Source organism: Neobacillus bataviensis, from assembly GCF_019969725.1.
Window position 1 is genome coordinate 223,689 of record NZ_JAHXYW010000004.1, and the last position, 19,091, is coordinate 242,779.

The following is a 19,091-nucleotide window of genomic DNA, read 5'->3' on the forward strand; positions in this document are numbered from 1 at the left end:
ATTAAGGAATGTTTGGCAGATCGTATTTTTGTGGTGAAGTTCCAGAAACAGCAGTAGGGGAAAAAGTAACCCTAAAGGGATGGGTTCAAAAAAGAAGGGACCTAGGCGGATTAATTTTTATCGATCTACGCGACCGTACAGGAATTGTTCAGGTTGTCTTTAATCCTGATTTGTCAAAGGAAGCTTTAGAGACAGCCGAAAAAATCCGTAATGAATATGTTCTTGATATTGTTGGAACGGTTGTTGCTCGTGAAGAGGGGACCATTAATGAGAACATAAAAACGGGGAAAATCGAAGTCCAAGCGGAAGTCGTGACCATTATTAATGAAGCGAAAACGCCGCCGTTTATGATAACTGATAAAACTGATGCTTCCGAGGATGTACGTCTGAAATACCGTTATTTAGACTTCCGCCGCCCGGTCATTTTTGAAACACTGAAAATGCGCCATCAGGTGACAAGGGAAATCCGTAATTTCCTTGATGGAGAAGGCTTCTTAGATATTGAAACGCCGATTTTAACAAAGAGTACGCCTGAAGGTGCCCGTGATTATTTAGTGCCAAGCCGTGTTCATCCTGGTGAATTTTATGCATTGCCGCAATCGCCGCAGCTTTTTAAACAATTACTAATGGTTGGCGGAGTAGAGCGCTATTATCAAATTGCCCGCTGCTTCCGTGACGAGGACCTGCGTGCAGACCGCCAGCCTGAATTTACGCAAATCGATATTGAAACGAGCTTCCTAAGCCAAGAAGATATCATTGCTATGATGGAAAAAATGATGTCGAGAGTGATGAAGGAAGTTAAGGGTGTAGATGTTCCGGCTGCGTTCCCGCGAATGACTTATGACGAAGCGATGAGCCGTTTTGGATCTGATAAACCTGATACCCGTTTTGGACTTGAGTTGGTTGACCTTTCTGAAATCGTTAAGGATTCCGGATTCAAGGTGTTTGCAGCTGCTGTTGCAGGCGGCGGTCAAGTTAAAGCTATCAATGTAAAAGGTGCAGCTGAAAAGTATTCCCGTAAGGATATCGATGCCCTAACTGAATTTGTAGCTGTTTACGGTGCAAAGGGTCTTGCTTGGCTAAAGGTAGATGCTGAAGGGCTGAAAGGTCCAATTGCTAAATTCTTCTCAGAAGAGGATGCGAATGCACTGCTTGCTTCCCTTGAAGCGGCAGCTGGAGATTTGCTGCTGTTTGTCGCTGACAAAAAGAGCGTTGTTGCCGATGCACTGGGTGCACTTCGATTGAAGCTTGGTAAAGAATTAGGTCTAATCGATCAAAGCCTATTTAATTTCCTATGGGTTACTGACTGGCCGCTTTTGGAATACGATGAGGAAGAAGGCCGTTATTATGCCGCTCACCATCCGTTTACAATGCCATTTAGAGAAGATCTTGAATTTTTAGATTCAGATCCTTCTAGAGTGCGTGCTCAGGCTTATGACCTTGTTCTAAATGGTTACGAGCTAGGCGGCGGTTCTTTAAGGATTTTCGAACGTCATATCCAAGAAAAAATGTTCAGCGTCCTTGGCTTTAGTCCTGAAGAAGCGCGCGAGCAGTTCGGCTTCCTGTTAAATGCGTTTGAGTATGGTACACCTCCACATGGCGGAATTGCCCTTGGCCTAGACCGCTTGGTTATGCTTCTTGCCGGCAGCTCTAACCTTCGTGATACGATCGCATTTCCAAAGACAGCAAGTGCAAGCTGCTTGTTGACTGATGCACCAGGTGAGGTTTCTGAAGCGCAATTAAAAGAGCTAAATTTGTCACTAAATGTCAATAAATAGCATGAATTCGCTTTCATGAAACCTTGAATGACGAATCTTAATATGGTATTATAAAGTCAATTCAAAAGAGTCCTGAAATGTACGTTGTGTTACCTGAAGTTTTGACCGAACATTATTTATTCGGGAGTCTGGAGTTTCCTGATTGCATAAATGCCTCACTCTTTGACGAGTTAGGGGACTTATAATTTCGGGAACAGGACACCCCCCTGCTGAATGCGGGATCAAAACGAGGGATCATTAGCGACGGCATCATTGGGACTCTTTTCTATGTTTATGAGTGCTAAACCTCCTGTCATTGTGCAGGAGGTTTTATTTTTACTTGTATCTACATCATTCCTATAAAAATACTTGTTTTTATGAGTGGGTATGATATATTTTTATGGTGAAAAAATAAATATAAATTGAATTTACATTTGGAGTGAAAATAAATGCTGCATCAATTTTCTCGTAATGAGCTTGCGATAGGAAAAGAAGGATTAGATATTATGAAGGGCAGCACCGTTGCTGTTCTGGGTATTGGCGGTGTCGGTTCGTTTGCGGCGGAAGCGCTTGCCCGTTCTGGTGTCGGGCGCTTAGTGTTAATCGATAAAGACGACGTTGATATCACCAATGTGAATCGACAGCTTATCGCTCTTCTTTCAACTGTCGGCCGGCCAAAGGTTGAAATTATGGAGGAGCGGATTAAAGATATTAATCCTGATTGTGAAGTCATCGCTCTTAAAATGTTTTATACTGAGGAAACTTATGAAGATATTTTCGGATATAATCTGGATTTCGTGGTTGATGCGTCGGATACTATTATGTATAAAATCCATTTAATGAAAGAGTGCTTAAAGCGAAATATCCCGATTATCTCAAGCATGGGGGCAGCCAATAAAATGGACCCAACCCGCTTTCAGATTGCCGATATTTCAAAAACGCATACGGATCCAATTGCTAAGGTAATTCGTACGAAGCTGCGTAAGGAACGAATCCATAAAGGCATTCCGGTTGTTTTTTCCGATGAAAGCCCTATCGTTATTCGGGAAGATGTCCGCAAAGAGGTCGGGAATGATCAAGCGGCTATCCGTAAGGCGAAGATGCCTCCTTCCTCTAATGCTTTCGTACCATCCGCTGCCGGCTTAATTATGGCGAGCTATGTGGTGAGAGAATTGCTTAAAAATATCAAAATTAGTCGCGTTTCGGATGAAAAATAGACTTGTTGTAGGCCTTGGACTGGTAAAGTTCGGGGTCTTTCTTTTTCTAGCGGGAAAAAATTAACATAGAGCGGGTATACGTGCCCGAAACCGCAGTGGGAGTAAGAAAAAGGTAACGTAGACCGTGTCTACATGCCCGAAATTAAGGTGGGAGTAAGAAAAAGGTAACGTAGACCGTGTCTACATGCCCGAAAGCGAGGTGGGAGTAAGAAAAAGGTAACGTAGACCGTGTCTACGTGCCCGAAAGCGAGGTGGGAGTAAGAAAAAGGTAACGTAGACTGTGTCTACATGCCCGAAATCGGGGTGGGAGTAAGAAAAAGGTAACGTAGACCGTGTCTCCGTGCCCGAAATCGGGGTGGGAGTAAGAAAAAGGTAACGTAGACCGTGTCTCCGTGCCCGAAATCGGGGTGGATTAAGAAAAAGGTAACGTAAATCGTGTCTACGTGCCCGAAACCGCAGTGGGAAGAAGAAAAAAGGCACGTAAAACGAGTCTACGTGCCCGAAACCCTGAAGTGAGAAGGAAAAAGGTAACGTAGAATAAAAAAGGCCGCTTAGAGATCCCCTAAACGACCATAATATAAGTTTAAATATCAAATTTATTCATAGTAAAACCATCGACCATACCCAATTTTATTATAATTCTCCATTAGAATCCTCCTAATTTTCTTTCTAGACTGAATTACCCCGCACCATTCATGCACCAGATTAGTTGTAATCTTCAAATCAGGAAAAAGCAGTTTTATCTCCTCGACGCCCCTTAAAACGCCGGAAACCACATCTTCCTGGCACCCACATTTTTCACATACCAATTTCTTTTCACCGATTAAATGCATAAATGAAAAGCATAAGTGGCAAAGGATGCCCTTTCTGAGTGGTTCATATTTATATGAAATTGACCGGCTATATGGAGTTTCATTGAGATGCATTGAAATTAATTGGTCCGCGAGCTTTTTATGTAGGCCGTTTAATTTTGAAGGAATTTGGTCAAATTTTTTTATAAAGCTATCAAGCTGTGTCGGAAATATAATTGGTGAGTTTAATGGGGCTTGATATAAGGTGAATTTGGGGTTTACAAAGCTTACATATCCATCTAGGGGAAAAGTAAATCCAAGATTTTTGATTAATGGCCCAAGAAGCAATTTACTCCTTTTTAATTGATCCAATGGATTCTGTATTTCATCATTGCCAAAGGTTAAGAAACTGCCTGATTCATAATAAAAGTCCCCTTCAAAGTTTTTAACCTCAAAAGGATAAAGTGTTTCTTGAGAAATGATTAAGGTATCGATTTGGAAAAATGAGTTGTTAAACTCAAGGCATAAATCATTGATAACATACTTATCACTTTGAAAGGTTGCTGTTAATTGGTCAAACATCACCTCTCCCTGATAGCCTTTTTCGAGTTTCCAATAACGCTTCCTTTCTTTGGGTGACAACAACATCCGTGGATTTAATGACCGAAGAATCCTCAATTCAATTGAGGGTGAACGGGACTTTAAAAACATATTACACTTCCTCTCAAGTTCATAATTTCATTATAAAAAATAATTTTGTTAATAATGCATGAACCTTTTGTTAACATTCTCAGTCTCCAGCCCTAGAACCCATTCATCCTCGAGCCGTTTATCCTGTCAACTAAATCCAGATATAATAAAGTCAGAAAAACACCTTCATGCAGGAAAATTTTTCTTCAATAAGGTAAACTGGCAAGTAGAGAGGAGAGAAAAAATGGAAAAAATTGTCGAGTTAAAAGGCGTTACCAAAGTTATTAAAGGAAGAACCATTATTGATAATATTAGCTTTCAAGTAAATAAAGGCGAGGTTTTCGGCTTTTTAGGCCCAAATGGGGCGGGGAAAACGACAACTATTCGGATGATTGTCGGCCTGATGGGAATCACTTCAGGGGATATCACCATTGATGGAGCAAGCATTAAAACCCAATTTGAAGATGCTGTTAGACATGTAGGCGCCATCGTTGAAAATCCGGAAATGTATAAATTTTTAACCGGTTATCAAAATTTGGTGCATTATGCCAGAATGACCAAAGGAATTACTAAAGAAAAAATAGCCGAAACAGTCGAACTTGTCGGGTTAACCGACCGGATTAACGACAAAGTAAAAACTTACTCACTTGGGATGAGGCAGAGATTAGGGCTTGCACAGTGTTTACTGCATGACCCCCAGGTGTTGATCCTTGATGAGCCGACCAACGGATTAGACCCTGCAGGCATAAGAGAAATCCGCGATTATGTCCGCCTGCTGGCACGTGAAAAAAATATGGCCGTCATCGTCTCTAGCCATCTGCTATCTGAAATGGAAATGATGTGCGACCGAATCGGAATTATTCAAAACGGTAAACTGATTGATGTACAACTAGTTCAGGAATTCGTCCAGAGTACCGAAAGCACGTATGAATTAGAGGTAGTTCCAAGCGACAAGGCATTAGCACTAATCGAGACAATCTATCCTAATATTAGGACAGGCCGATCACGAAATGGCATTTCCGTTGAGGTTTCAAAAGAAGAAATTCCTCAGTTAATCAAAATATTGGTTAATGAGGATATCAAGGTTTTTGGGATAAAAGAAGTAGCCAAAACATTAGAGGATCGCTTCCTTGAAGTTACGAAAGAAAAGGAGGCAGCAACCCATGCTTAATTTAATCAAAAATGAATGGATGAAAATATTTAAACGGCCGGGGACGTATGTAATGATGGCCATCTTGATCGCTGTTACCATTATTGTTGGGATTTTCTTTAAGTATCAAGATACTAACAGCAAAGCAGCAGTCGATAAAAATTGGGAGCAAACCTTGCAGCAGGAAAATGATGCATTAAAGAAGCAGATGGATCAAAGTCAAACCAAAATAGAAAAGAAATTTTTCCAAAAAGAAATCGCCATCAATGATTATCGAATCAAGCATCATCTAAATCCGCATGAAAAATATAATGTTTGGTCCTTTGTCAAGGATGCATCAGAGCTCATTATTTTAGCAGGTTTATTTACCATTATCGTCTCAGCTGGAATTGTTGCCAGTGAATTTAATTGGGGGACTATTAAACTATTGCTAATCAGGCCGATTAATCGGACGAAAATCCTTACCTCGAAATATTTAACCGTTTTAATGTTTGCCCTGTTTATGCTAGGGATTCTGTTTGTTTTTTCGATGGCGCTGGGAGCCATCTTATTTGGGATGCCAGAGAATGCCGTTCCATATTTGAATTATAATAATGGCCAGGTTACTGAACAAAATATTGTCGTTCACTTATTAATCTATTATGGTCTAAACTCGATTAAAATGATGATGTTAGTTACGATGGCATTTATGATTTCATCTGTGTTCCGCAATAGTTCGCTGGCTATCGGTCTATCATTGTTCTTATTGTTTACCGGTGATCAATTCACAGCTTTATTGTCATTGAAATTTTCTTGGGCGAAATACATCCTATTTGCCAATACCGATTTAATGCAATATTTCGAAGGCACACCAATGGTGGAAGGGATGACGTTGACCTTCTCCATCCTCATGCTGCTGCTCTATTTTGTTGTCTTCCAATTTTTTGCTTTCTTCGTTTTCAAAAAACGTGACGTAGCAGCTTAACAAAAAAAGGTGTCAGGCACGATCCAATGGTGCCTGACACCTTTTCCTATTTTCGCATCAATTTCTCATAAACAGTCGCTAATGCCTGCTCAAATTTCCCTGTTTTCTTAGGTTGATAGTATTGTTTATTTTTTAGCCTATCTGGTAAGTATTGCTGAGGCACCCAGCCGTTTTCAAAGTCATGAGGATATTTGTAGCCGATTCCTCTGCCAAGCTCTTTTGCGCCTTTATAGTGGGCATCACGCAGATGGTCCGGCACTTCGCCGACGATTCCTTTTCTGATATCTTCAAGGGCTGCTTCAATCGCTAAAACAGCAGAGTTGGACTTAGGTGACAAGCACAGCTCAATCACGGCATTTGCTAAGGGAATCCTTGCTTCAGGGAAACCGATTCGTTCTGCCGTTTCAATGGCCGCTAAAGTCCTTGCTCCCGCTTGCGGGTTAGCGAGCCCGACATCCTCATAAGCAATAACAATCAAGCGCCGGCTTATACTGACCAAATCGCCTGCTTCAATTAACCTCCCAAGATAATGAAGGGCCGCATTGACGTCGCTGCCTCGGATTGATTTTTGAAAAGCCGAGAGGACATCATAATGTTCATCCCCATCTTTATCGGCAACTAAGCTTTTCTTTTGCAAGCACTCTTCTGCTGTGGCCACATCGATATGAATTACATCCTCCGGATCTTTATCTGTTGAAAGAACCGCTAATTCCAGTGCGTTTAACGAGCTTCTAACGTCACCGCCCGATGCCTGAGCAAAATGCTGCAGTGCTTCATCTGAAACCGCCACCTTTAATCGTCCGAAGCCCCGCTCTTCATCCTCAAGTGCCCGTTTCAAAGCCTGTTTAATTTCGACTGGAGTTAACGGCTTAAGTTCGAAAATTTGACATCGGCTGCGGATCGCTGGATTAATCGCAAAATAAGGATTGCTGGTAGTCGCGCCAATTAAGGTAATCATTCCGTTTTCCAGGTAGGGTAATAAAAAATCCTGTTTTGCTTTATCTAAACGATGGACTTCGTCGAGGAGAAGGATTACTTTCCCGGACATTTTCGCCTCTGCTGCGACAATTTCCATGTCCTTTTTATTATTGGTTACGGCATTCAAAGTTCGAAATGCATATTTCGTGCTGCCAGCGATGGCGCTGGCAATCGAGGTTTTGCCGATCCCTGGCGGTCCATATAAAATCATTGATGTCAGCTGTTTCGCTTTTACCATTCTCGCAATAATTTTACCGTCGCCTACTAGATGCTGCTGGCCGACAATTTCTTCAATCGTTCTGGGACGCATTCGAAATGCTAAAGGTTTTTGCTGCATGTTCATCTCTCCAACATAAGAAATCACTTACCTTAACGATACCATTTTCTATCCTAAAAGCATATTAAAGAAGAATATGATATAATTTTAATGCCTATCAATTAACTAAGGATTTTCTTTAATATAGATAATAGAACATAGGGGTGCTAATAATGAAGATTTCTACAAAGGGACGTTATGGCTTGACGATTATGATTGAGCTTGCTAAAAAACACGGTGAAGGTCCTACTTCTTTAAAAACGATTGCTCAGGCCAATGAATTGTCAGAACATTATTTAGAACAATTAATTGCTCCATTACGAAATGCCGGATTAGTTAGGAGTATTAGGGGTGCTTATGGAGGCTATATTCTTTCAGATATTCCTTCAAAAATTACTGCAGGGGATGTTATCCGTGTCCTTGAAGGTCCGATTACGCCTGTAGAGGGCATTGAAGATGAAGAACCTGCCAAGCGTGAGCTGTGGATTCGTATTCGTGATGCGATTAAGGATGTTTTAGATAATACGACATTAGAAGACTTAGCAAGCCACAGTGAAGATCAGGAACCAGAAGAAGGTTATATGTTTTACATTTAAGGTGAATGGTAATAATAGAGAATTATTTTGATTGAAGGTGTATTTATGGAAAGAATCTATCTCGACCATGCAGCGACATCTCCTATGCATCCAAGGGTTGTGGAAACAATGCTCGAAGTCATGAACTCAACTTTTGGGAATCCTTCCAGCATTCATTCCTTTGGCAGGGAAGCACGCCATCATATTGACCTTGCACGGGCAGCGTTAGCTAAAAGCATCGGGGCGAAGGAAAACGAGATTATTTTTACAAGCGGGGGTACCGAAGCCGATAATTTGGCCTTATTCAGTGTGGCTGAGAACTACCAGAAAAATGGGAAGCATATTATCACCACACAAATTGAACATCATGCAGTTCTTCATGCTTGTAAAAAACTAGAAAAAATGGGCTTTGAGGTGACTTATTTACCTGTCGATGAAACAGGGCGAATTTCGATTGATGAACTCCGAAACGCCTTGAGGAACGACACAATCTTGGTTTCTGTTATGTATGGCAATAACGAGGTAGGTACCATTCAGCCAATTAAGGAAATCGGACAACTATTAAAAGACCATCAAGCGAAATTTCACACCGATGCGGTTCAGGCATATGGAGTAGAGGACATTGATGTCCGTGAATGCATGATTGACTTATTATCTGTTTCTGCTCATAAAATCAATGGCCCAAAAGGAATGGGCTTTCTTTTTGCAAGTACAGAGGTAAAAATTTCCCCTCGTATTTTTGGCGGGGAGCAGGAGAGAAAAAGACGTGCCGGAACAGAAAATGTTGCGTCCATTGCTGGCTTTCATGAAGCCGTCATCGTTTCAAATGATGAGCGCTCCACAAAACGTGATAAGTATTTTGGGTTAAAAGAAACCCTTCTGCGAAAGCTTCAGGATTTAGAGGTTGAGTTTGAGGTAAACGGATTGCTTGAAAATTCGCTGCCGCATGTATTAAACTTAAGCTTTCCAGGGACAAGCGTGGAAGCGATGCTGGTGAATCTTGATTTAGCAGGTATCGCTGTTTCGAGCGGATCAGCTTGCACGGCTGGCTCAATCGAACCTTCTCACGTCCTGGTGGCCATGTTTGGCAAACAATCAGAGCGATTAATCAATTCCATCCGTTTCAGCTTTGGCTTCACCACAACAGAGGAAGAAGTAATAAAGGCTGCGGAAGAAACGGCTAAGGTGGTTTCGCGTCTGAAAAAATAAATGTACAGCAAAAGTTTCTGCAAAAAGAGAGGTGAATTAAAATTGGAAAGAAAAGATCCTAAAGACACACGGGTTGTTGTTGGAATGTCCGGAGGGGTGGATTCTTCAGTAGCAGCACTTTTATTAAAGCAGCAGGGCTATGATGTCATCGGCATTTTCATGAAAAACTGGGATGACACCGATGAAAACGGTGTTTGTACAGCGACTGAAGACTATGAAGACGTGATTCGTGTCTGCAATCAAATCGGTATTCCGTATTATGCCGTTAATTTTGAAAAGCAATATTGGGACAAGGTATTTACGTATTTCCTTGAAGAATACAAGGCTGGAAGAACTCCTAATCCAGACGTGATGTGCAATAAAGAAATCAAATTCAAAGCCTTCCTCGAGCATGCGATGAAGCTGGGAGCGGACTATCTTGCGACTGGCCATTATGCACAGGTAGAATATCGTGATGGAGAATACAAAATGCTACGTGGTCTGGATGAAAACAAGGACCAAACGTATTTCTTGAATCAGTTGTCTCAGGAGCAGCTAAGTAAAGTTATGTTTCCAATCGGCAATTTAGAAAAAGCAAGAGTACGGGAAATTGCCAAGGAAGCGAACCTGGCAACCGCGACGAAAAAGGACAGCACAGGGATTTGTTTCATTGGGGAACGCAATTTTAAGGAGTTCTTAGGACAATATTTACCGGCTCAGCCTGGAAAAATGGAAACATTCGAAGGTGAAGTAAAGGGCAAGCATGAAGGCCTGATGTATCATACAATCGGCCAGCGCCATGGACTTGGCATTGGCGGTTCGGGTGACCCTTGGTTTGCTATCGGTAAGGATTTAAAGAGAAATGTCCTGTATGTTGGACAAGGTTTTCATAACGAAAAGTTATATTCCGATTCGATAATCGCGGCGAATGTCAGCTGGGTGTCCAATCAGGAAAAACCAGCAGAATTCGAATGTACGGCAAAATTCCGTTATCGTCAGGAAGATAATAAGGTAACAGTTCGTCCACTGGAAGGAGGACGGGCAGAAGTTATTTTCCATGAACCAATTCGTGCCGTCACACCTGGACAGGCTGCTGTATTTTACAATGGTGATGAATGCCTTGGAGGCGGAACGATTGACGAAGTATATAAAAATGGTGAGCGTCTGACCTACGTCGGATAAAAGCGGCCCTGATTCCTGCTCTGGAGTCAGGGTTTTTTTACGGAATATGTTATACTTTCCTTTAGAATGGAGTGATTGGAATGGATAAAAACCAATTGGGTGTACAGTACATGCAAGAAGGGAACTGGGAAGAAGCAGCAAAGGCCTTTAACGAAGCTATTGAAGAAAACCCAAAAGACCCTATTGCTTATATAAATTTTGGTAACGTCCTCTCAGCAGTTGGGGACGATGAAAGAGCTCTAAACTTCTATCAAAAAGCAATCCAAATAGATGAAAACGCAGCGGCTGCGTACTATAGTATCGGTAATTTACTTTTTAGCAAAGACTTATTCAACGAAGCGAAAAATATGTTTGAAACCGCGATGAAAAAAGGACTTCAGTCGGCTGACAATTTCTTTATGCTGGGATTAACTCTAGTCAGTTTAGACCAAGGAAGGTATGCTCTTCCCTACCTGCAAAGAAGCGTCGAGCTAAATGAAAGCGATGCCGAAGCTCGTTTTCAATATGGCTTATGTTTAGCCCAGTTAGAGCTCATTGATGAGTCGATGGTTCAATTTGAAAAATGTGTGGAGTTAGATCCTCATCATTCAGATGCTTACTATAATTTGGGGGTATCGTATGCATTTAAAGAAAATGCTGATAAAGCATTAGAAATGTTTCAAAAAGCTTTAGACATTCAACCAGACCATATGCTTGCTGGTCATGGTAAAAAATTAATTGAAAATAATCAATAAAGTATTAAATTTTAAGTGGAGGGAGGGAGCATAATGGAAAAACAGGACTCGCTTGATTTATTTGCCGAACAAGGGAAGTTTGTAAAGGGCAGACCAATTGTTACGATTTTTCACAATGAGCAGAACCTTTATACGGTTTTAAGGATCAGGGTTGATGAAACCAATCATCCGTATGATGACAAAGAAGCGGTTATCACCGGCTATTTTCCAAAAATCCATGAGCAGGAAACCTATATTTTCTACGGTGAGTTTAAAGATCATCCGAAGTTCGGGCTGCAATTTCAAACTAATCATTTCAGGAAGGATATGCCGCAGTCAAAACAAGGAGTGATTGCTTATTTATCTGGCGAAATGTTTAAAGGAATTGGAAAAAAGACGGCCGAAAACATTGTGGAAACACTAGGGGAAAACGCAATTTCGAAAATTCTTAATCAGCCGTCACTCCTAGATTCGGTGCCAAAGCTCCCTCCTGATAAGGCCAAGCTGCTTTACGACACTTTGATGGAGCATCAAGGGCTTGAGCAGGTTATGGTCGCCTTAAATCAATATGGCTTTGGGCCGCAGTTATCGATGCGGATTTATCAGGTGTATAAAGAAGAAACCTTAAATACCATTCAAAAAAACCCTTATCAACTTGTCGAGGATATTGAAGGGATCGGATTTGGCCGCGCGGACGAGTTGGGCTACCAGCTTGGCATCTCCGGCAGCCATCCTGACCGAATTAAAGCAGCCTGTCTCTATATCCTAGAAAATGAAAGCATGCAAACCGGTCATGTTTTTATGCAGGCAGAGGATTTGCTTGAGCGGGTAAGAGCACTTTTAGAAGAAAATAAACGGGATCAAATCGACTACATAAATATTTCTAACGAGATTATCAAGCTTGAAGAAGAAGGAAAAATAATTGGGGAAGAGAAACGTGTTTATTTACCTTCCTTGTTTTTTGCGGAAAAGGGACTTGTTACTAGCATCAATCGCATTCTAAAACAAACAGAGTACAAAGAACAATTTCCTGAATCGGAGTTTTTGCTTGCATTGGGAAGCTTAGAGGAACGGATTGGGGTTCAATACGCCCCAACCCAAAAAGAAGCGATTCAAACAGCGTTAATGTCACCGATGTTGATCCTAACAGGGGGGCCCGGTACAGGAAAAACAACAGTCATCAAAGGAATTGTCGAGTTATATGCCGAGTTGCATGGCTGTTCATTGGAGCTGAAGGATTACCATAAAAAAGATGAGCCGTTTCCATTTTTGCTGGCCGCACCAACTGGTAGAGCAGCTAAAAGGATGAGCGAATCAACAGGGCTTCCGGCGGTGACGATTCACAGGCTGCTCGGATTTAACGGTTCAGAAGGATTTGACCGTGCTGAAGACAGTCCTCTTGAAGGGAAAATCCTGATTGTCGATGAGACCTCCATGCTCGATATTTGGCTTGCCAATCAATTGTTTAAAGCACTCCCTGAGAATATTCAAGTGATTTTAGTAGGGGATGAAGACCAGCTTCCATCGGTTGGACCTGGTCAAGTATTAAAAGACCTGCTGCAATCTGAACGAATTCCAACGGTACGATTAACCGATATATACCGCCAGGCAGAAGGCTCCTCTATTATCGAACTAGCCCATGAAATTAAAAAGGGTCACTTGCCGGCTAATGTCGCAGAACGAAAGCCAGACCGTTCGTTTATTAGATGTTCAACAGCCCAGATTTCACAGGTAGTCGAAAAGGTCGCAATCAATGCAAAAAATAAAGGCTATACTGCCAAGGATATTCAAGTATTAGCCCCTATGTATCGGGGACCGGCAGGAATTGACCGATTAAATCTATTGCTGCAGGAAATATTTAATCCGAACCCGGAGGGCACAAGGAAGGAAATTACCTTTGGTGAAGTGAAGTACCGAATTGGCGATAAGGTGCTTCAGCTTGTTAATCAGCCGGAAAGCAATGTATTTAATGGCGATATTGGTGAAATTATTTCGATTATTTATGCGAAGGAAAATACCGAAAAACAAGATATGATTTACATTTCCTTTGAAGGCAATGAAGTCGAATACACAAGGCAGGATTTAAGCCAAATTACCCATGCTTATTGCTGTTCTGTTCATAAATCACAGGGCAGCGAATTTCCTATCGTCATCCTTCCAATAACAAGAAGTTATTACCGTATGCTGCAGCGCAATTTAATCTATACGGCGATTACAAGAAGCAAGCAATCCTTGATATTATGCGGCGAAGAAGATGCACTCAGAATGGGCGTCGAACGAGCGGATGAATCGAAAAGGCAAACCACCCTATGCGAGAAGCTTCGTGAGACCATTCCGGCAAATGATTCCAGTTTAGCTTCAAAAGCAGATGGGAGCGAAATGTCGTTAGAAGAGGAACTAATGCTGGTCAGTCCCATGGTGGGTATGGAAAACGTTACCCCTTATGATTTTATGGTGAAAGACTGAAACTATAAATGTTCGAGAGGGGGTGGGACACTCTTTGCGGACATTTTCATTATTAAAAGGACAGCCGGTTTTTGACACTAAAAAAGGAACAAAAATTGGCGAAATTCACGACCTTTGTATTTCCAGCAATGGAAAAGTAAATGGTCTTTTAGTAAAAAAAGGCGTTTTCTTCAAACAATCCTATTTTCTAGATATTCAAAAGGTGGCTTCCTTTGGCTGGGATGGGGTAATGATTGAGAATGCCGAGGAATTGGAAAAGTTGAAAGAGAGCCCTGAATATACCTTGACTCATCAACATTCTCTAGATGGAATGATGATGCTTACAAAGAGCGGTGAGTCGCTCGGAATGTTAAAAGATGTATATTTTCAGGAGGAAGTGGGCACAATCGTAGGGTACGAAATCACGGATGGCTTCTTTTCGGAGATTACGGAAGGGAAACAAGTGGTTCAATCCGGGAAGCCCTTAGCGATCGGAAAGGATGCCATTATCGTTGATGTAGATCATACGTGAGGTGTCTTTTCATGTTTAAGTGTCCTAATTGTCAAAGCAAGGATATCGGCAAAATTGGTATCAACCAATATTATTGCTGGAATTGTTTTATTGAACTTTCCCTTAACAAAGGTATAATCAACACCCATCAAGTCGAAGAAGACGGATCCCTAAGTTCGCTGGATGATTTGTTTGAAGAAGAAGAACGTCGTTACACCCTTTAAATATTGCAAAGAGGTGAGGCGTATGAATAAAATGATGAAGACGATGGTTACCTTTGGTGCTGGAATGGCGGCATATAATATCGCCCAAAGAAATAATATGCTGTCAGCCCGCAATATGAAAAGAATGCAAAAGATAGTAAAACGAGCGATGTTTTAAAATTAATCCCCCTCAAATTTGAGGGGGATTTTGAATATTCCATTGAAATGTCTCCAAAACTAAAAGAAAGGAGGCGCGGACGTGGACATTCGAATGAAATGGTATTACAGAATCGGATTTTTGCTCCTTTTATTAATTGCCATTTTTGTTTTTCTAAAAATTAGCTTTGTCTGGATGCCGATTGTAAGAATGGCTGCAATCATTGTTCTCCCCTTTGTAATAGCGGGATTCATTACATATTTACTTCATCCCATTGTAGAAAAATTGCATGAAAAAGGGCTGCACCGTGGTCTTGCTATTATTTTAATATATGTGCTATTTTTTGGCGGAATCGGTTTTGCCCTCTATAAAGGAATTCCAGTCATCATCGACCAATTAAAGGACCTGTCAGAAAGTGCTCCGGTATTTGCGGAGCAATACCGAGGCTGGATCAATCATTTACAATCCCACACGAGAGCATGGCCGGATGGTCTGCAAACTAAATTAAATGATGGTATTGACGCATTTGAAAAAAAGATGGATTCGCTTTTGACGGTGATTGTGAATATTTTAATGAACTTTTTGAATTCGGCATTAATCTTTATGATTATTCCGTTCATAGCTTTTTATATGTTAAAGGATTTTCCGTTGATAAAACGAGCAGTTTGGTATTTGACTCCGAAAAAATGGCGGAAAAAAGGAACGGCTTTCCTTAAGGATGTCGATGATTCCCTTGGCAGCTATATTAGGGGGCAGTTGTTGGTTTGCATTATTATCGGGAGCATTTCGGCCTTGTTATTTTGGATTTTTCATTTAAGATATCCATTGCTATTAGGGTTAATAGTTGGTGCTACAAATGTGATCCCTTACTTTGGACCGATAATCGGCGCGGTGCCTGCTGTCATTATTGCAGCCACTACATCAGTTAAGCTAGTCATTATCACATTAGTCATTGTGTTTGGATTGCAATTTCTTGAGGGAAATATTTTATCCCCGTATATCGTTGGGAAAAGTCTGCATATGCATCCCTTATTAATCATGGTGGCGTTAACGGCAGGAGGAGAAATTGGCGGGATACTAGGATTGATATTAGCAGTCCCAATCCTAGTTGTTCTAAAAGTAGCGATCCTTCATGCTAAAAATCATTTTATGCAGCGGGAAACGCCTGATTCACCAACATAAGAAATTGACAAACGTTTTCTAGGTGGATATAATTCGATATAGAATAATTGGATGAACATGTTGAAGGACCTTAGTATGTTGTAGACCATCTGTAGCGCAAATTGCGTTGAAGAGAGGAGCTTCCCCGGCTGAAAGAAGCTCTAGATGAAGGATGACAGAACGCTAGTCCAGAGTGCAGCTAACCACTGCCGTTTTAGCCGCGTTAAGGCTTTATTGAGAGATGGATACGTGCTTTTGTATTCATAATCAGGGTGGTACCGCGAGACATAGCTCTCGTCCCTGCTATAGGGATGAGGGCTTTTTTGTATTCTTTTTTACATATATAAGGAGGTCTATATTATGAAAAACTTAACAGGATCACAGATCCGCCAAATGTTTCTTGATTTTTTTAGCAAAGAAAAAGGACACCATGTTGAACCAAGTGCTTCACTTGTCCCGCATGATGATCCATCACTATTGTGGATTAACAGCGGTGTGGCAACGTTAAAGAAATATTTCGACGGCCGTGTCGTGCCGGAAAATCCAAGAATTACAAATGCGCAAAAATCAATTCGTACAAACGACATTGAGAATGTCGGGAAAACAGCCCGCCACCATACTTTCTTTGAAATGCTCGGCAATTTTTCTATCGGCGAGTATTTTAAAAAGGAAGCCATAGAATGGGCATGGGAGTTTTTAACCTCTGAAAAATGGATTGGCTTTGACCCAGAGCTATTATCAGTAACCATCCATCCAGAAGACAATGAAGCCTATGAAATTTGGAATAAAACGATCGGAATACCGGAAGAGCGCATTATTCGACTTGAAGGAAACTTCTGGGATATTGGGGAGGGCCCAAGCGGTCCGAACACGGAAATTTTCTATGATCGCGGTCCTGAGTATGGAAATGATCCTAGCGACCCTGAGTTATATCCAGGCGGGGAAAATGAACGCTACCTTGAGGTTTGGAATCTGGTATTTTCGCAATTTAACCATAATCCTGATGGCAGTTATACTCCGCTTCCAAAGAAAAACATTGATACTGGAATGGGATTAGAGCGGATGGCATCCGTTGTTCAAAATGTTCCAACCAATTTTGATACTGATTTATTTATCCCGATTATCCGTGCTACAGAAGGAATTTCTGGTGATAAATACGGTGTAGAGAAAGAGCGTGACGTCGCTTTCAAAGTTATTGCAGACCATATTCGTACCGTTGCTTTTGCAATTGGAGACGGGGCATTGCCATCAAATGAAGGCCGCGGCTATGTATTAAGACGCTTGCTCCGCCGAGCTGTCCGTTACGCGAAGCAAATTAATATTAATCGTCCCTTTATGTTTGAACTGGTTCCAGTCGTCGGGGAAATCATGCAGGATTTTTACCCTGAAGTAAAAGACAAGGAAGAATTTATCCAAAAAGTCATCAAGAACGAGGAAGAGCGTTTCCATGAAACCCTTCATGAAGGCTTAGCTATTTTAGCAAGTGTTATTAAAAAGGAAAAAGCTAAAGGAAGCAATACTATTTCGGGTGAAGACATTTTCCGTCTTTATGATACTTACGGCTTCCCAGTTGAATTAACGGAAGAATATGCAGAAGAAGAAGGTATGAAGGTTGATCATGCAGGCTTCGAGGTAGAAATGGAGCAGCAGCGGGAACGTGCCCGAAAAGCACGTGCGGATGTTGATTCGATGCAGGTTCAAGGCGGAGTACTGCGCGATGTGACGGTAGAAAGCAAGTTTGTTGGTTATGACCAGCTTCAAACAACTTCTTCTGTATTAGCCATTATAAAAAATGGTGAACTTGCAAATGAGGCTGCAACCGGTGAGGAAGTACAGCTTATTTTAGACGTAACACCTTTCTATGCTGAAAGCGGCGGACAAATCGCTGACCGCGGCCTGATTGAGGGCGAGGGCGTAAGTGTTTTTGTAAAAGATGTTCAAAAAGCACCAAACGGTCAAAACCTGCATCAAGTTGTCGTTAAATCAGGTACATTAAAAACAAATCATCAAGTTACGGCTGCTGTCGATGCGGATAACCGCGTAAAAATTATTAAAAACCATACAGCTACTCACTTGCTGCATCAAGCATTAAAGGATGTCCTTGGCGAGCATGTGAACCAAGCAGGTTCCCTTGTTGAACCAGACCGCCTTCGTTTTGACTTTTCGCATTTTGGTCAAATTAAACCGGAGGAACTGGAGCAAATTGAAAAAATCGTTAATGAAAAAGTCTGGAGTAATATAGAAGTCAATATTAGCCTAAAGCCAATTGCTGAAGCAAAAGCAATGGGGGCAATGGCTCTTTTCGGTGAAAAATATGGCGATATTGTCCGAGTTGTAAAAGTTGGCGATTACAGCCTTGAGCTTTGCGGCGGCTGTCATGTTCCTAACACTTCTGTGATTGGCTTATTTAAAATTGTTTCAGAAGGCGGAATCGGGGCTGGAACTAGACGGATTGAAGCAGTTACAGGCGAATCCGCTTATAAAGCCTTAAATGAACAAGTTGGCTTATTAAAGGAAGCAGCTGAAAAGCTCAAAACTAATCCAAAAGATATCGCTGTGAGAATTGAAGGTTTATTGACTGAAATCAAACAGCTTCAACGTGAAAACGAATCACTTGCTGCAAAGCTTGGGAATATTGAAGCTGGTAACCTCGTGTCTAATGTTAAAGAAATAGATGGAGTTAAAGTGTTAGCTGCTAAAGTTCAGGCTGCTGATATGAACAACTTAAGAAATATGGCAGATGATTTAAAGCAAAAATTAGGCTCTGCAGTTATCGTATTAGGAAGTGCTCATGAAGAAAAAGTTAATTTAATTGCTGCAGTTACAAAGGATTTGATTGAAAAAGGTTACCATGCCGGGAAGCTGATCAAAGAAGTAGCAACGAGATGCGGCGGCGGCGGCGGCGGTCGTCCTGACATGGCCCAAGCAGGCGGGAAAGATCCTGAAAAACTTGAATCCGCTTTACAATTCGTGGACGAATGGGTAAAATCCATTTGATAAAAGGACAAACTAGTGTAAAATGTAGGTAATTAGAAAAGCGGAAGCGCCTTGTCCAGGGGCGACAGGCATAATACAAGCTGGCGAGAAGGTTGT

The 19,091-nt window shown here is 41.5% G+C and carries 16 protein-coding genes and 1 other RNA gene; 15 read left to right on the plus strand and 2 right to left on the minus strand.

Annotated elements, in window-relative coordinates:
* The first annotated feature begins 8 nt into the window (after positions 1 to 8).
* The 3 genes from aspS to LC455_RS12340 all read left to right on the plus strand — a co-directional run bounded on the left by aspS (position 9) and on the right by LC455_RS12340 (position 2,974).
* Positions 9 to 1,778, plus strand: coding sequence for an aspartate--tRNA ligase (gene aspS, locus LC455_RS12330; protein ID WP_223591217.1), 1,770 nt, complete (start codon positions 9 to 11; stop codon positions 1,776 to 1,778).
* Positions 1,779 to 1,844: 66 nt separating this feature from the next.
* Positions 1,845 to 2,041, plus strand: a non-coding RNA gene (ssrS, locus tag LC455_RS12335) — 6S RNA.
* A 165-nt stretch (positions 2,042 to 2,206) separates the two neighbouring features.
* Positions 2,207 to 2,974: a tRNA threonylcarbamoyladenosine dehydratase gene (locus LC455_RS12340; RefSeq protein WP_223591219.1), complete on the plus strand. Its 768-nt coding sequence runs from the start codon at positions 2,207 to 2,209 to the stop codon at positions 2,972 to 2,974.
* A gap of 596 nt (positions 2,975 to 3,570) precedes the next feature.
* Here LC455_RS12340 and LC455_RS12345 read toward each other — a convergent pair.
* The gene (locus LC455_RS12345; protein ID WP_223591221.1) at positions 3,571 to 4,476 is read right to left on the minus strand and encodes a nuclease-related domain-containing protein; all 906 of its coding nucleotides are present in this window, start codon (positions 4,474 to 4,476) and stop codon (positions 3,571 to 3,573) included.
* Positions 4,477 to 4,699: 223 nt separating this feature from the next.
* Between LC455_RS12345 and LC455_RS12350 the strand changes: the two genes are divergently transcribed.
* Together LC455_RS12350 and LC455_RS12355 are read left to right on the plus strand one after the other, a co-directional pair.
* The gene (locus LC455_RS12350) at positions 4,700 to 5,626 is read left to right on the plus strand and encodes an ABC transporter ATP-binding protein (protein WP_223591223.1); all 927 of its coding nucleotides are present in this window, start codon (positions 4,700 to 4,702) and stop codon (positions 5,624 to 5,626) included.
* Positions 5,619 to 6,569 carry an ABC transporter permease gene (locus tag LC455_RS12355; RefSeq protein WP_223591225.1) on the plus strand — a complete coding sequence of 317 codons (951 nt, stop codon included), beginning with the start codon at positions 5,619 to 5,621 and terminating at the stop codon, positions 6,567 to 6,569. The genes LC455_RS12350 and LC455_RS12355 overlap by 8 nt, the downstream gene beginning before the upstream one ends.
* Positions 6,570 to 6,615: 46 nt before the next feature.
* Here the strand turns inward: LC455_RS12355 and LC455_RS12360 are convergent, their stop codons facing one another.
* A complete protein-coding gene (locus tag LC455_RS12360; RefSeq protein WP_223591227.1) occupies positions 6,616 to 7,884 on the minus strand; it encodes a replication-associated recombination protein A in 1,269 nt (422 codons plus the stop codon).
* A 152-nt stretch (positions 7,885 to 8,036) separates the two neighbouring features.
* On the opposite strand from LC455_RS12360, the gene cymR reads away from it, so the two are divergent.
* The 10 genes from cymR to alaS all read left to right on the plus strand — a co-directional run bounded on the left by cymR (position 8,037) and on the right by alaS (position 18,995).
* Positions 8,037 to 8,459, plus strand: coding sequence for a cysteine metabolism transcriptional regulator CymR (gene cymR / locus LC455_RS12365; protein ID WP_223591229.1), 423 nt, complete (start codon positions 8,037 to 8,039; stop codon positions 8,457 to 8,459).
* Between the two features lie 45 nt (positions 8,460 to 8,504).
* Positions 8,505 to 9,647 (plus strand): cysteine desulfurase family protein, encoded by a 1,143-nt coding sequence (locus LC455_RS12370; RefSeq protein WP_223591231.1) that lies wholly within the window; start codon positions 8,505 to 8,507, stop codon positions 9,645 to 9,647.
* Positions 9,648 to 10,808, plus strand: a complete 1,161-nt coding sequence (gene mnmA, locus LC455_RS12375) for a tRNA 2-thiouridine(34) synthase MnmA (RefSeq protein WP_223591233.1) — start codon at positions 9,648 to 9,650, stop codon at positions 10,806 to 10,808. It begins immediately after the preceding gene.
* An 80-nt stretch (positions 10,809 to 10,888) separates the two neighbouring features.
* Positions 10,889 to 11,542 carry a tetratricopeptide repeat protein gene (locus LC455_RS12380; RefSeq protein ID WP_223591234.1) on the plus strand — a complete coding sequence of 218 codons (654 nt, stop codon included), beginning with the start codon at positions 10,889 to 10,891 and terminating at the stop codon, positions 11,540 to 11,542.
* Positions 11,543 to 11,575: 33 nt separating this feature from the next.
* Positions 11,576 to 13,987, plus strand: a complete 2,412-nt coding sequence (recD2, locus tag LC455_RS12385) for an SF1B family DNA helicase RecD2 (RefSeq protein WP_223591235.1) — start codon at positions 11,576 to 11,578, stop codon at positions 13,985 to 13,987.
* 34 nt (positions 13,988 to 14,021) lie between these two features.
* Positions 14,022 to 14,498: a PRC-barrel domain-containing protein gene (locus LC455_RS12390; protein ID WP_223591236.1), complete on the plus strand. Its 477-nt coding sequence runs from the start codon at positions 14,022 to 14,024 to the stop codon at positions 14,496 to 14,498.
* 11 nt (positions 14,499 to 14,509) lie between these two features.
* Positions 14,510 to 14,701, plus strand: coding sequence for a hypothetical protein (locus LC455_RS12395; protein ID WP_223591237.1), 192 nt, complete (start codon positions 14,510 to 14,512; stop codon positions 14,699 to 14,701).
* Between the two features lie 22 nt (positions 14,702 to 14,723).
* Positions 14,724 to 14,858, plus strand: coding sequence for a YrzQ family protein (locus tag LC455_RS12400; protein WP_223591238.1), 135 nt, complete (start codon positions 14,724 to 14,726; stop codon positions 14,856 to 14,858).
* 81 nt (positions 14,859 to 14,939) lie between these two features.
* Positions 14,940 to 16,019, plus strand: coding sequence for an AI-2E family transporter (locus LC455_RS12405; RefSeq protein WP_223591239.1), 1,080 nt, complete (start codon positions 14,940 to 14,942; stop codon positions 16,017 to 16,019).
* Positions 16,020 to 16,358: 339 nt separating this feature from the next.
* A complete protein-coding gene (gene alaS, locus LC455_RS12410; RefSeq protein ID WP_223591240.1) occupies positions 16,359 to 18,995 on the plus strand; it encodes an alanine--tRNA ligase in 2,637 nt (878 codons plus the stop codon).
* Positions 18,996 to 19,091 lie beyond the last annotated feature (96 nt).